The 14,253-nt window shown below is 69.9% G+C and carries 11 protein-coding genes; all 11 read right to left on the minus strand.

The window, feature by feature from the left end:
• Nucleotides 1-281: 281 nt before the first annotated feature.
• The 11 genes from AC0IYU_RS29335 to AC0IYU_RS29385 all read right to left on the minus strand — a co-directional run bounded on the left by AC0IYU_RS29335 (nt 282) and on the right by AC0IYU_RS29385 (nt 14,152).
• Nucleotides 282-1,883: an ABC transporter substrate-binding protein gene (locus AC0IYU_RS29335; protein WP_472124461.1), complete on the minus strand. Its 1,602-nt coding sequence runs from the start codon at nt 1,881-1,883 to the stop codon at nt 282-284.
• 38 nt (nt 1,884-1,921) lie between these two features.
• Complete coding sequence (locus AC0IYU_RS29340; RefSeq protein ID WP_472124464.1) at nt 1,922-3,658, minus strand: hydantoinase B/oxoprolinase family protein; 1,737 nt, start codon at nt 3,656-3,658, stop codon at nt 1,922-1,924.
• Nucleotides 3,655-5,352, minus strand: a complete 1,698-nt coding sequence (locus AC0IYU_RS29345) for a hydantoinase B/oxoprolinase family protein (protein ID WP_472124467.1) — start codon at nt 5,350-5,352, stop codon at nt 3,655-3,657. The genes AC0IYU_RS29340 and AC0IYU_RS29345 overlap by 4 nt, the downstream gene beginning before the upstream one ends.
• A 268-nt stretch (nt 5,353-5,620) precedes the next feature.
• Nucleotides 5,621-7,777, minus strand: a complete 2,157-nt coding sequence (locus AC0IYU_RS29350) for a hydantoinase/oxoprolinase family protein (protein WP_472124470.1) — start codon at nt 7,775-7,777, stop codon at nt 5,621-5,623.
• Between the two features lie 42 nt (nt 7,778-7,819).
• Entirely contained in the window at nt 7,820-9,025 is a 1,206-nt protein-coding gene (metC, locus tag AC0IYU_RS29355) for a cystathionine beta-lyase (protein ID WP_472124472.1), read from the minus strand.
• Nucleotides 9,022-9,672: a cysteine dioxygenase family protein gene (locus tag AC0IYU_RS29360; RefSeq protein WP_472124475.1), complete on the minus strand. Its 651-nt coding sequence runs from the start codon at nt 9,670-9,672 to the stop codon at nt 9,022-9,024. The genes metC and AC0IYU_RS29360 overlap by 4 nt, the downstream gene beginning before the upstream one ends.
• A 25-nt stretch (nt 9,673-9,697) precedes the next feature.
• Nucleotides 9,698-10,546, minus strand: a complete 849-nt coding sequence (locus AC0IYU_RS29365; RefSeq protein ID WP_472124477.1) for an amino acid ABC transporter ATP-binding protein — start codon at nt 10,544-10,546, stop codon at nt 9,698-9,700.
• Nucleotides 10,533-11,351 carry an amino acid ABC transporter permease gene (locus tag AC0IYU_RS29370; protein ID WP_472124480.1) on the minus strand — a complete coding sequence of 273 codons (819 nt, stop codon included), beginning with the start codon at nt 11,349-11,351 and terminating at the stop codon, nt 10,533-10,535. Before AC0IYU_RS29370 ends, AC0IYU_RS29365 begins: the two co-directional genes overlap by 14 nt.
• A complete protein-coding gene (locus AC0IYU_RS29375) occupies nt 11,341-12,087 on the minus strand; it encodes an amino acid ABC transporter permease (RefSeq protein ID WP_472124483.1) in 747 nt (248 codons plus the stop codon). The genes AC0IYU_RS29370 and AC0IYU_RS29375 overlap by 11 nt, the downstream gene beginning before the upstream one ends.
• Entirely contained in the window at nt 12,084-13,331 is a 1,248-nt protein-coding gene (locus tag AC0IYU_RS29380; RefSeq protein WP_472124486.1) for an aminotransferase class I/II-fold pyridoxal phosphate-dependent enzyme, read from the minus strand. The genes AC0IYU_RS29375 and AC0IYU_RS29380 overlap by 4 nt, the downstream gene beginning before the upstream one ends.
• The gene (locus AC0IYU_RS29385; protein WP_472124489.1) at nt 13,328-14,152 is read right to left on the minus strand and encodes a transporter substrate-binding domain-containing protein; all 825 of its coding nucleotides are present in this window, start codon (nt 14,150-14,152) and stop codon (nt 13,328-13,330) included. Before AC0IYU_RS29385 ends, AC0IYU_RS29380 begins: the two co-directional genes overlap by 4 nt.
• Nucleotides 14,153-14,253 lie beyond the last annotated feature (101 nt).

Genomic DNA, 14,253 nt, shown 5'->3' on the forward strand with positions numbered 1-14,253 from the left:
GGAGCCGAGCGCAGCGAAGGCGTGTCGGTGTCCCAACCCCTTCTGGATGCGCCGAGGAGCGCAGCGTTTCGCGGGTCAGGGCTCGCCCTTGTTTGAGCGAAGCGAGTTTGGGCGAGACCCTGCGGAACGTGAGCACCGCAGGTTGCCCGGAGCGAAGCGAAGGGACGCAGCCAGCAGGGGTCGCCTTTCTTTGCTTACTTTCTTTGGCGAAGCAAAGAAAGTAAGTCGCCCGCCGGGGCGAGACCCGGCCGACAGCCTCAAGACAGCCCGCTGCAAGCGCCTTACTTCTTCGCCTCGTCCACCCAAACATCCGCCAGATTCGACTCCACCCCATCCGCCGTCAACGAATGGTCATGCACCCGCTGGTTGGCGATGGTGATGAACACAGGCTGATAGAGGTTCAGGTCCGGCACATCGCGCGCCACGGTGTCCTGGAAGTCCTTGAACAGCTTCAGGCGCCTGGTGGCATCGTTCTCCACGGCCGCGTCTTCCAGCAGCTTGTCCACCACCGGGTTCTGGTAATGCGTGCCGTTGGAAAACGGCACGCCCTTGATGAAGTTCTTCGACCAGTACAGCCGCTGCACGCCCACGGTCGGGTCGAACAGGTTGCTCGCGCCGTTGTGCGTGAAGGCGAAGTCGCGGTCGGTGTAGATGCGCTTGATGAAGGCGCTCGGGTCCTGCGCGCGCACAGTCACCGCGATGCCCACGCGCGCCAGCGCCGAGCGCAGGTAGTCGGCCAGGCGCGGGCCGTCGGCGCCGATGGGGTTGAAGTCCAGCGGCACGCTGAAGCGCACGCCGCCGGCCTTCTTCGGAAAGCCCGCTTCGTCGAGCAGCGCGTTGGCCTTCTTCACGTCGAAGGCATAGGGCGAGGGCGCCGGGTCGTGGAAGGCCTTCAGGCCGGGCGCGATGGGCGAGTAGCTGACCTGGCCGTAGCCGTAGTTCACCACCTTCACGATCACGTTGCGGTCCACGGCGTGGGCCACGGCCTGGCGCACCTTCTCGTTCTTGAAGTACTCGTTGTCGAGGTTGAACTCCAGCCGCGTCACGTTCGACGAATAGCTGTTGCCCTTGGTCTCGAAGCGCAGCGCAGGCACTTTCTTCAGGCGCTCCAGGTCGGCCAGCGGCACGGGCGTGCGGTAGCCGAGGTCGACGGTGCCGGTCTCGAAGGCCACGGCCGCTGCTGCCTGGTCGGTCACGAAGCGCACGATCAGCTGGTTGACGAAGGGCTTGGGCTTGTCCCAGTAGTCGGTGTTGCGCTCGTACACGATGTGGCTGCCGCGCACCCACTCCTTGAACTTGAACGGGCCGGTGCCGATGGGCGCGTTGTTGTTCGGGTTGCTGGCCGGGTCGGTGCCTTCGTAGATGTGCTTGGGCACGATGGGCGTCTCGGTCGCGACCAGCGCGCGGATCAGGTACGGCGCGGGCTTGGACAGCCGCAGGATGGCGGTGTACTTGTCGGGCGTGTCGATGGCCGTCAGGTTGGCAAACGTGTTGCGCCCGCGCGGGTGGATCTTCTTCAGCAGCTCGATGGAATAGGCCACGTCGGCGGAGGTGAAGTCCTTGCCGTCGTGCCACTTCACACCCTGGCGCAGCGTGAAGGTGTAGGTCAGGCCATCGGGGCTGATCGCCCACTTGGTGGCCAGCTGCGGCTGCGGGTTGACGTCGTAGTCGTACTTCAGCAGGCCTTCGGTGACCTTGGCGCTCACGCTCAGGATGGGCGTGGCCACGTTGCCGATGGTGACGAGTGCGGTCGGCTCGCTGGTCGACAGCAGCGTGAGCGTGCCGCTGTGGTTGGGCGGCGCGGCGTGGGCTGCGAGGCCCACGGCGAGCAGCGCGGCGAGGAGGGCGCTGCGAACCCGGAAGGAGGGAGGCGAGAAAAACATGATTGGAAAAACAGGGTCGGTAGAAAAAAGGAAAAAAGTCAGGCGACGACAGGCTCGATGCCGTCGCGTACGGCGCCGGCCGAAGAAGCCTCAGGCGACACCAGCCCTTCGCGCAGGTCGCGCGCCACCAGCGCCGGGTCGCGCTTCGAAGGCTCGCCCAGGCCGCCGCCGCCGGGCGTCTCGACGATCAGGCGGTCACCCGCCGGCACGATCTGTCGGCCCTTGGCGCGCAGCGTGCCGCCCGAGGCCAGCCGCAGTGCGCCCGGCCCACCATTGCCGCCGCCGAGCGCGCCGCGCGCGGGGTTCGTCACGCGGTCGAAGGCCGCCGCGATCAGGAAGGCGGCGTCAGGCTGCGCATGGCGCACCTCGATCACCTGGCCCAGGCCGCCGCGCGCGGCACCGGTGCCGCCGGAATCGGTACGGAATTCCTTGCGCTCGAACACGATGGGCGCCTGCGTCTCCAGGATTTCGAGCGACACGTTGCGCACGCCGCTCGGGTAGGCGGTGACCGAAAGGCCGTCCTTGCCAGGCCGCGCGCCGGTGCCGCCGGTGGAAAAGCTGATGACGTTGAAGCGCGAGCCGCGGCGCACGGCTTCGGCGTTGGCCTGGCTGGTGCCCGCGAGCACCTCGCCGCCAACCAGCTGAAGGTTCCACAGCGACGAGGCGCCTTCGGCCGGCACCTTGTCGGCCCGGGCCTGGCGCAGCGCGCCGAACACCGCGTCGGGCAGCAACTGGCCTACCACGTGCCGCGCGGTGACCGCGGCGGGGTGCAGCGCGTTCAGGATGCAGCCCGCGGGCGCTTCCACGCGAATGAGGCCCAGCGAACCCGCATTGTTCGGCACGTCCGAGCCCACGAGGCAGCGGATGCCGAAGGAGGTGTAGGCGTCGGTGTACGCCTTCACCACATTGATGCCGCGCGCCACCGTGCCCGAGGTGCCGGCAAAGTCGACCACAATGCCGTCGTCGGCGATGGTCACGGACACCTGCAGCGTGATGGGCGCGTCGTAGCCGTCGGCCACCAGCGTGTTGTGCCAGGTGCCGCGCGGCCAGTCGCGCAGCGCCTCGCGCATGGCCTGGGCCGAGTGCGCAATGACGAAGTCGCCCAGCGCCTCGAGGTCGTCGAACTTGAACTCGCGCAGCAGCGTGCGCAGCCGCCGGCCGCCCACCTCGTTGCAGGCCACCAGCGCGTACAGGTCGCCCTCGACCTGCTCGGGGTCGCGCACGTTGGCGCGGATGATCGCGCGCACGGCCGGGTCCACCGTGCCCTGGCGCACGAAACGCAGGATGGGCAGGAACAGGCCCTCGTGGTAGATCTCCAGGCCGTCGGGGCTGGAGCCGATGCCGCCGATGTCCACCACGTGCAGCGTGGAGGCGAACAGCGCCACGGCTTTCTTCGCTTCGCCTTCGCCATGGAAGATGGGCGTGACCATCGTCATGTCGAACAGGTGCCCGGTGCCCTTCCAAGGGTCGTTGGTGAGGAACACGTCGCCGTCGTCCATCGTGTCGATGGGAAAGCGCTGCAGGAAGTGCTTGACCGATTCGGCCATCGAGTTGACGTGGCCCGGCGTGCCGGTCACGGCCTGCGCGATCATGCGGCCGTCGGGCAGGAACACGCCCGCCGACAGGTCGCCGGCCTCGCGCGTGGAGGTGCCGAAGGCGGTGTGGATCAGCACCTGCGCCTGTTCCTCGACCACGGAGAGCAGCCGGTTCCATGCGAGCTGGTTGCGGATGAGCTGGCTGCTGGCCAGCGCCTTGGGGGTGGGGGTGGTGCTCATGCAGCGGTTCCTGCGAGATCCTTGTGGGGGGTGGAAGGGGTGGAGGCGGCCTGCGTGACCAGCCCGGCCTTCAGGTCGCGCGCCACCCGTGGGGGGTCGCGTTCTGCCGGGTCGCCGAGGCCCGCGCCGCCGGGCGTCTCGACCACGAGCACTTCGCCGGCCGGAATGACCTGCCGGCCCTTGCCGCGCAGCACGGTGCCCGAATGCTTGAGCCGCGCGGCGCCCGGTGCACCGTCGCCGCCACCGAGCGCGCCGCGCGCGGGAAAGCGGATGCGGTCCCAGGTGGCCGAGAGCACCATCGGGTCGCCGTCGGCGTTCTCGATCTCGATGACCTGCCCGAGGCCACCGCGCGACGCACCGACACCGCCGGAGTCGCTGCGGTACTCCTTGCGGCGGAACAGCAGTGGGGCCTGGGTCTCGAGGATTTCCAACGACACGTTGCGCACCCCGCTCGGGTAGGCTGTGGCTGAAAGACCGTCCTTGCCCGGCCGCGCACCGGTGCCGCCGGTGGAAAAGCTCACGATGTTGAAGCGCCGCGCGCGCCGCAGCGCGTCGTTGGGTCCGCCCTCGATGGGCTGGCCGCCGAACAGGCGGATGTTCCACAGCGAAGACGCGCCTTCGGCCGGCACGCGGTCGGGCCGCGCCTGGCGCAGCGCGCCGAATACCAGGTCGGGAAGCATCTGCCCGATGGCCGCGCGCGCCGCCACCGCGGCCGGCGGCAGCGCGTTGACGATGGAGCCTTCGGGCGCCACCACGCGAATGGGTGCGAGCGAGCCCGAGTTGTTGGGAACGTCCGCACCCACCAGGCAGCGGATGCCGAAGGAGGTGTACGCGTCGGTGTAGGCCTTGGGCACGTTGATGCCGCGCGCGATGCTGGACGAGGTGCCCGCGAAGTCGACCTCGATGCCGTCGTCGGTGATGGTGACGGCCGCGTGCAGTTCCAGCGGCGTGTCGTAGCCGTCCACCGTCATGTGGTTGCGCCAGGTGCCCTTGGGCCATTCGCGCAGCGCCTCGCGCATGGCCAGCCGCGAGCGCTCGATGATGTAGTCGCCCTGCGCCTGCAGGTCGGCCAGCCTGAACTCGCGCAGCAGGCGCTGCAGCCGCACGGCGCCCACGGCATTGCAGGCCACCAGCGCGTGGAAGTCGCCCTCGACCTGGCCGGGCTCGCGCACGTTGGCGCGCACGATGTCGATCACCGACTCCTCGATCACCCCCTGGCTCGCGAAGCGCAGCGGCGGCAGGAACAGGCCTTCATGGAAGATCTCCAGCGCATCGGGCCCGGCGTTGACGCCGCCGATGTCGACCACGTGCACGGTGGACGCGAAGAGCGCCACGGGTTTTCCGTCGTGGAACACCGGCGTGACCATGACCACGTCGAACAGGTGGCCCGTGCCTTTCCAGGGGTCGTTGGTGACAAACACGTCGCCGTCGCGCATGGTGTCGATGGGAAAGGCACGCAGGAAGTGCAGCACCGAATCGGCCATCGAATTGACATGGCCTGGCGTGCCGGTGACCGCCTGCGCGACCATGCGCCCGTCGGGCAGGAACACGCCGGCCGACAGGTCGCCGGCCTCGCGCGTCGGTGTGCCGAAGGCGGTGCGGATGAGCGCTTGTGCCTGTTCCTCGACCACAGCGAGCAGGCGGCTCCAGACCAGCTGCTGGCGCAATTGCTGGCGTGCGGGTGCGGTGCTCATGGTTGTTGCTCCCTCACCCTCTGGGCGAGGGCAGGGGTGGGGGCAAGCGGCGTTCGATGAAGCGCTGCGGTGAAGCAAGCGCCGTCGTGCCCCCATCCCAACCTTGCCCCAGAGGGGGAAGGAGCAAGACCGTATTTCTCCCTCCCCCTCTGGGGGAGGGCAGGGGTGGGGGCAAGCGGCGCTCGATGAAGCGCCGCGGTGAAGCGGGCGCCGTCGTGCCCCCATCCCAGCCTTCCCCCAGAGGGGGAAGGAGCAAGACCGTGCGTGCTCATGCGACGGCCTCTTCGGTGATCTTTGCGTCGGCGTGGCGCACGGAGGCCGTGTCGTCCAGCACCAGTGCGCCCAGCCGCGTTGCGCGCGCTTCGAAGCCGGCGATCACGTGCGTGGTCGTCTCGTCTTCGACGATCAGCGCCGGGCCTTCGATCCACTTGCCCGCGCCCAGCGCGGTGCGTTCGTAGACGGGCACTTCGGCCCACTGGCCCGCGTCGGCGTCGTACAGGCGGCGTGTGCCAGAGGGCGCTGCGCGGCCCGTGTCGGCCACCACCGCATCGGGCTCGGGTGCCGCACGGCCGCCGGCTTCCACCGCGACCGACCAGCTCACCGCTTCGGCCGCGATGTGCGGCAGGCTGCGGCCGTACAGCGCGGCATAACGTTCCTCGAAGCGCTGGTGCAACGCTTTGCTCGCGGCCGCATCGAATGGGCCTTCGGGCAGCTCGACCGGAATCTCGTGGCCCTGGCCGGCATAGCGCATGAAGGCCTGGCGATGGCGCACCAGCGCGGCACCGGGCGCGGCGCGCAGCACCACGTCGTCGGCGGTGGCCGTCAGCTCGCCGAGCAGCTTGTCGACAGCGGCGTGGTCGATGCGGTCGAGCCGCTGCGCAAGGCTGCGCACCGTCTGATACGCCACAGGCGCCCACAGGAAGCCGAGCGCCGAGCCGACGCCGGCCGAGTTGGGAATCACCAGCCGCGCCACGCCCAGCTTGCGCGCGAGCAAGGCGGCATGCAGCGGCGCCGCACCGCCGAAGGCGATGAGCGTGCTTTCTTCAGCCACCTTGCCGAGTTCGGACGCATGCACGCGCGCGGCGTTGGCCATGTTCTCGGTGACGATCTCGATCACGGCCTGCGCGGCGGATTCGACGTCGAGACCAGTCTGCGCGGCAAGGCCCTGCAGCAGCGCGTCACGTGCACGCTGCGGGTCGAGCTGCACCTTGCCCACCGCGAAGCGCGCCGGGTCGATGGCGCCGAGCGCGGCGTGCGCGTCGGTCACTGTGGGCAGCTCGCCGCCCAGGCCGTAGGCGGCCGGGCCGGGCGAGGAGCCCGCGCTGTCGGGGCCCACCTGCACCACGCCCAGGTGGTTCACGCGCGCGATGGAGCCGCCGCCCGCGCCGATCTCCACCATCTCGATGACCGGGATGCGAATCGGCAGGCCCGAGCCCTTCAGGTGCCGGTGCACCCGGCCGAATTCGAAGCTGCGGCTGATCTGGGGCTGGTAGTCGTCGATGAAGCAGATCTTGGCCGTGGTGCCGCCCATGTCGAAAGAGAGCGCGCGCGTGGCACCGATCTGCTCGGCCACCTGCCGCGCCAGCACCGCGCCGCCGGCCGGACCCGATTCGACCAGCCGTACCGGCTCGTCGATGCCGGCCTGCAGCGTGGTGATGGCACCGCCCGACGTCATGAGGAAGGGCTCCGCGCGCAGGCCGCGCGCGGTGGCGCCTTCCTGCAGGCGGCGCAGGTAGCCGGCCACCTGCGGCTGCACATAGGCGTTGGCGCTGATGGTCGACAGGCGCTCGTACTCGCGGATCTCGGGGCACACGTCGGAGGCCAGCGACACCCACAGGCCGGGCGCGTGTTCGCGCAGGAGCTCGCGCACGCGGCGCTCGTGCGCTGGGTTGGCATAGCCGTGCAGGAAGCACACGGCCACGCTCTCGATGCCGTCGGCCAGCAGTTGCTTCGCGAGCACGGCCACCTGCGCTTCGTCCAGCGGCGTGATCACGCGGCCGGCCGCGTCCACGCGCTCGACCACCCCGTGGCGCCAGTGGCGCGGCACCAGCGGTGCGGGTTTTTCGAGGAACACGTCGTATTGGGCGAAGCGGTCTTCGAGGCCGATCTCCACCAGGTCCCGGAAACCGTGCGTGGTGAGCAGCGCCGTGGGCGCGCCCTTGCGCTCGATCAGCGCGTTGGTCGCCAGCGTGGTGCCCAGGATCAGCAGGTCGACGTCGGCCCAGCCGGCGCCGGCTTGCTGCAGCACTTCCTCGACACCGCCGAGCACGGCCTGTTCTGGCGCGGTCGGGGTGGTGAGCACCTTGAGCGTGTGTTTCTCGGCGCCGCGCAGCAGCACCACGTCGGTGAAGGTGCCGCCGACGTCGACGGCGACGCGCACGCGCGCATCGAGCGCCGCGGAAGATGGGTTGGAGTTCGAGGACATGAGAGAAAGAAAGAGAGGGAGGTGTCTAGTTGTCGAGAGGAATCAGCGCAACGGCGTGGCGGCCGCAAAGGCCTGCGACAGGTCGGCAATCAGGTCCGCCGGGTCTTCGAGCCCGATGTGCAGACGCACCACCGGCGCGTCGCCGGTCCATTGGCGGTGCTCGCGCAGCCGCTCGGGCTGGGCGACCAGGGCCAGGCTTTCGTAGCCGCCCCAGGACGCACCGATGCCGAAGAGCGCGAGCGCATCGACGAAGGCGTTGGCCGCGGCCGGCGTGGCATGGCGGAACTCGAAGGACACGAGCCCGCTGGCGCCGCTGAAGTCGCGCTTCCACAGCGCATGGCCCGGGTCGGAGGGCAGCGCGGGATAGAACACGCGCGACACCTGCGGCTGTTGCTGCAGAAACTCGGCCACCTCGGTGGCATGGCGCTGGTGCTGCGCGAGCCGCACGGGCAGCGTGCGCAGGCCGCGCAGCGCGAGGTAGGCGTCGTCGGCGCCGATGGTCAGGCCGAGCGCCTCGTAGGCGGTGGAGAGCTTGGCGGCCAGCGCCGGGCTGTCGACCACCACGATGCCCTGCATCAGGTCGGAGTGGCCCGAGATGTACTTGGTGGCCGCCTGAATGGAGATGTTCGCGCCCAGTGCGAGCGGCTGGTAGAACCAGCCGCCGCTCCAGGTGTTGTCGGTGGCGACCGTCACGCCGCGGTCGCGCGCGATCGCGGTGAGCGCCGGCAGGTCGAGCACCTCGTAGAGCAGCGAGCTCGGCGATTCGAGATACAGCAGGCGCGTGTTGGGTCGGATGCGGCTGGCCAGGTCGTCGTGCGCGGGCGAGAAGTACTCGATCTCCACGCCCAGGCGCTGGAGCAGCGTGCTGTCGACGCGGCGCAGCGGCGCGTACACGCCGTCGGCCACCAGCGCATGGTCGCCGGGCGACAGCAGCGCGAGCAGCACCAGCGTGATGGCCGAGAGGCCCGAGGGCGTGAGGAAGGCGCGATGCCCGCCTTCGAGGTTGGTCACTGCGTCTTCGAGTGCGCGGTGCGTGTCCAGCCCATGGCGGCCGTAGGAGGCCACGCGCTCGCCGGCGGTGCGGCGGTGATGGTAGTCGGCGTGCGCGGCGGTGTTCTCGAAGCGCACGGTGCTGGTGCGCACCACGGGCACGTTGACCGGCCCGCTGCCGTCGCGCAGCGCCGGCGCGCCGGCGTGCAGCAGGCGGGTGCCGGCGCCCAGCTTGCTTGCGCTCTTGCCTTCGCTCATGCCGCCACCTTGCTCGGCTTGAGCTGCGTGGCGTTGTAGTTGACGACCGCGCCGGTCTCCAGGTTCACGCCGATGCGCTGCGAGAGCGTTTCCAGCGGCCGGCCGTACAGGTGGAAGTGCAGCGTGGGCTGCTCGCCGATCACGTGGATGCTGTGCAGGTCGTCGGCCAGGAAGCCGATGGACGTGCCGGGCTGCACCGTGACTTCGCGGTCGAGTTCCAGCCGGGCCACTGTGGGGTCGCTGCCGTCGTCGGTGCGGCGGTATACGCGGTTCTCTTCCTGGCCCTCGACCGCCACGATGGTGGCCCAGGTCGTGTGGTTGTGGGGAATGGAGGTCTTGCCGGGGTTGATGGAGTTCAGGTAGAGCGCCACGCCGTCTTCACCGTCCGCGGGGTTGAGCCGGTAGCGCGTGGAGGCGCCCACGCCTTCGTGGATGGCCGGGGGCGGAAAGTCGGTGCGCGTGAACAGCGCGGTGTGCGAGGCCAGTTGTTCGAGCCGCTCCGTGATGCGCGCGAGCACGGCGCGGTCGAAGGGCACGGCGGCCGCGATGGCACGCACGTCGTCCAGTGCCTGGTCGACGGCGGCGCGGCGTTGGGCGGCAATGTCCGCGGAAGAAGAGCCGGAGAGGGTGGAGGTTGCTGTTGTCATGGTTCTTGGAGGATGCAAGGTGGGTTCAGAGTGCGAAGCGCAGCCGGTCGAAGGCCAGCACCTCGGGGAAGGGGGCCGGCAGGGCCGGCGGCACTGGCGCGGCGCGGGGGCCTTCGCCCAGCGCGCGGTGCAGGAAGGCGCGGGTGCGTTCGCTCTCGGGAGCGCCGAAGATGCGCGCGGCCGGCCCGTGCTCGACGATCACGCCGGCCTCGGTGAAATACACCTGGTCGCTGATCTCCTCGGCAAAGCGCATCTCGTGCGTCACCAGCACGCAGGTCAGGCCGTCGCGCACCAGGTCGCGAATGACGGTGAGCACCTCGCCCACGGTCTCGGGGTCGAGCGCGGAAGTCACCTCGTCGAACAGCATCAGCTCGGGCCGCATGGCCAGCGCGCGCGCAATCGCCACGCGCTGCTGCTGCCCGCCCGAGAGCTCGCCGGGGTAGGCCGCCTCCTTGTGCGACAGGCGCACCTTGTCGAGCAGGGCGCGCGCCTCGCGCTCGGCGGTGGCGCGGTCGCGCCCGGCCACGCGGGTGGGCGCGATCACCAGGTTCTGCAGCACCGTGAGGTGCGGGAACAGGTTGTATTGCTGGAACACGAAACCCACGCGCTTGCGCAGCGCGATCAGCTCGGCCTCGGTGCGCAGCGTGTCCACGCGCGTGTCGCCCACGCGGATCTCGCCGTGCTGCGGGCGCAGCAGCCCGGTGATGCAGCGCAGGATGGTCGACTTGCCAGAGCCCGAGGGTCCGATGATCGACACCGCCTGGCCGCGCTGCACGTCGAGGTCGATGCCGCGCAGCACCGCGTTGTCGCCGAACGAAAGCTGCACGCCGCGCAGGGCGACAAGCGGGGAAGCAGGGGTGTCAGTGACGGCCATGGCGGCGCTCCAGCGCGCGCGTGGCGCGGGCAATCGGGTAGCAGTAGGCGAAGAACACGCCGAGCAGCGTGAAATAGACGAGCACCGTGAAGTCGGTGCGCGCCACGGTGTTGCTGGCGATCTGCGCGGTGTCGACCACGTCGTGCGCGCCCACCAGCGACGCCAGCGCGGTGCTCATGGTGATGCTGGCGTACAGGTTCATCCACGGCGGCAGCATGCGGCGCAGGCATTGCGGCAGCACGATCAGCCGGAAGATCTCGGTGCGTCGGAAGGCCAGCGACTGCGCCGCTTCCCACTGCGCGCTCGGAATCGACTGGATGGCGCCGCGAAAAATCTCGGCCACCACCGCGCTGGTGGGCAGCGCCAGGCCCAGCACCACCTTGATCCAGTCGGGGAAGGGCACGGTCCACTTGACGATGTGCAACTCGAACGGAAACACGTAGGTGGTGAAGTAGATGAGCACCAGCACAGGCGCGTTGCGGAAGAACTGCACGTACCAGCGTGTGAGCACGCGCAGCGCGCGCACCGGCGAGAGCGACAGTGCCCCCACCACCAGGCCGACCAGGGTGCCCAGCGCCATGGCCAGCACGCTGATCTCGATGTTGGTGAGCAGGCCCCAGAGCAGCGCGGGCGTCCATTGCCACAGGAACACCAGCGCCACCGGCGTGGTGCCCGTGGCCACCCAGGTGCCCACGACCAGCAACGCGGCCGCCAGCGCGGTCCACCACGGGTGCCGGCGCGGATCGAAGCGTGCGCCGGATGCGGCGCGCACCGTAGGTGCGTTCAGCGTGGCTTCATTGGCCATAGCCGGGCATCCTCAGTCGGCCTTCGAGCCAGCTGCCGGCACGGCTGACCAACCAGGTCAGAGCGCCGAAGTACAGCAGGATCAGCAGCAACAGTTCGAGCACGTTGTCGCGCTGCGTCCAGATCATGATCGACTCGTAGGTCACGTCGCCCACCGCGATGGCCGAGGCCACCGCCGTCATCTTCACCAGGTCGACCAGGTTGTTGACCAGCGAGGGCAGCGCGAAGCGCACGGCCAGCGGCAGCTCCACGCGCCACAGCAACTGGCGCTGCGAAAAGCCCAGCGAGCGCGCCGCCTCGAGCGTGACCTGCGGCACCGCCTCGATGCCCGCGCGCAGCGCCTCGGCATGGAAGGCGCCCTTGTGGATCGCCACCACGATCACCACCCAGACGAAGGGCGTGAGCGGGTTGCCGCCCACACCTTCGAGCTGGCGCGTGATGAGCATGTTCAGCACCAGGAAAGCGCAGTACAGCTGCACCAGCGTCGGCGTGTTGCGCGTGACCTCGACGAAGGCGCGCGCGGGCAGCGCGAGCCAGCCTCGGCCCGAAGTCAGCGCCGCGGCCATCGCCACGCCGGCCGCGAGGCTGCACGGAATGGTCAGCAGGCACAGCTCGAAGGTGACGACCAGCCCGCGCAGAAAGGCCTGCCGCTCGCCCAGGTCGAGCAGGAAGGCGTAGTTCAGCCCCAGCGGCTTGATGGCCGCCACGGCCTGTGCGAGCAGGCCGGCGTCGCTCATTCGGGCGCCTTCAGCGCGGCCACCGCGCGCGCGATGCGCTGCACCGCCTGCGCCAGCACGGCGTCGCTGGCCGCGATCGACAGGCGGATGTAGGGAGACAGCCCGTAGGAGGGGCCATCGACCACCGCCACGCCCTCGGCGTCGAGCAGCCAGTCGACGAAGTCGGTGTCGCTGGCGATCACGCCGCCGTCGGGCCGCACGCGCCCGATCAGCGCGGCGCAGTTCGCGTAGACGAAGAAGGCGCCTTGCGGCGGCAGCACCGCCAGCCCCGGCACCGTGGCCAGCGCCTTGGTGACGAGCGCGGCACGGCGCGCATAGGCGGCGCGGGCCTCGCCCACGAAGTGCTGGTCCGCCGACTGCAGCGCGGCGGCGGCCGCGGCCTGCCCGATGGCATTCGCCCCCGAGGTGGCCTGCGACTGGATGACCGTCATCGCGCGCGCCAGCGGCTCGGGCCCCACGCCCCAGCCGATGCGCCAGCCTGTCATGGCGTAGGTCTTGGACACGCCGTTGACCAGCAGCGTGCGCTCGCGCAGGTCGGGCGCGGCATGCAGCAGGTGCGGCGGCGGCGCGTCGCCGAACCAGATGTGCTCGTACACCTCGTCCCACAGCACCGCCACGCGCGGGTGGCGTCGCAGCACGGCGGCCAGCGCCTGCAATTCGTCGCGGCCGTAGATGGCGCCGGTCGGGTTGCCGGGCGAGTTCAGCACGAGCCAGCGCGTGCGCGGCGTGATCGCCTGTTCGAGCGCGGCGGCCGTGAGCTTGAAGCCGCTGGCCTCGTCGCACGGCACGATCACCGGCGTGCCGTCGTTCACGCGCACGATGTCCGGGAACGAAGGCCAGTAGGGCGCGGGCACGATCACCTCGTCGCCGGCGTCCAGCGTGGCGGCGAAGGCCTGGAACACGATCTGCTTCGCGCCGTTGGCCACCACGACCTGCGCGGGCGCGACGTCGAGGTCGTTCTCGCGCCGGTACTTGGCCACGATGGCCTGGCGCAGGGCGGCGGTGCCGGGCGTGGCCGTGTACTTGGTCTGGCCGCGCGCGAGCGCGTCGACGGCGGCCTGCTTGATGTGCGCGGGCGTGTCGAAGTCGGGCTCGCCCGAGGTCAGCGTGAGCACGTCGCGCCCTTGCGCGGCCAAGGCGGCGGCGCGCGCGCTGGCGGCGGCGTTGGCCGAGAGCTTCACGCGCGAGGCGCGTTGCGAGAGCGCCAGCGCGGGGTTGGGGGTGTTCGTGGATGTGCCTGTCACAGCGGTGCCTTCGCGAACTTGGCCTTCAGTTCGTGCAGCAGCGGCGTGGGCGTCATGCCGTTCTTTTTCTCGACCTCGATGAGCCAGCCCGTGCGGTGCCAGTTCTGCACGATGCGGTCGATGGCGCCCTGCGTGTCGGTTTCGCCCTTGCGCACCCAGATGACGGAGGGCGAGGGAATCAGGTCCGACGGCGAGACGATGGCGTAGTCCTTCCAGTCGGCGTTGCCGGCGGCCAGTTCGCGCAGCGTGGGGCTCACGTGCACTGCGGCCACGCAGTTGCCGCCCTTGAGCGCCAGCAGCGATTCGGGCTGTCCGCGAAAGGCCTTGATCTGCGCGCCGTACTGTTCGGCCAGCGGCTTGGTGAAGTTGCTGCCCTGCGACACGCACACGGGCTTGCCGCGCAGGTCTTCCCACTTCGAAAGGCCGCTGTCCTTGCGCGCGATGGCCGCGCCGCCCACTTCCTCGAAGGGCGTGGGAACGAACGACAGAATTTCGCTGCGCTCCTGCGTCCACTGCATGTTGGCGATGAGGATGTCGACCTTGCCCTGCTGCAGAAACTGCACCCGGTTCGACGGCTGCACCTGCACCGTTTCCAGCCCCACGCCCAGGCCCTTGGCGACGCCCTCGGCCAGCTCGACGTTGTAGCCCACGGGCCTCTGTGTCGCGGGGTCGATGGTGCCGAAGGGCGGCCCCGAGAGGATGACGCCGACGGTCAGGCTGCCGCGTTGCTTGATCTTGTCGAGGGTGGCGTCGGCGTGCGCGCCGGCGCTTGCCGCCAGAAGAAGGATCGACAGCAAGGGAGTGAAGGAGCGTGGCGTCATGGCGTGGAATCGGCAAAAGGAAGTGCGGGGAGCCGTCTTGCAGGGCTCCCCGAAGGCTGACGTGCGTCGGCGTGAGCCGTGCCCGGTCGTGTCCGGTCAGG

Source organism: Variovorax sp. AC103 (assembly GCF_979254005.1).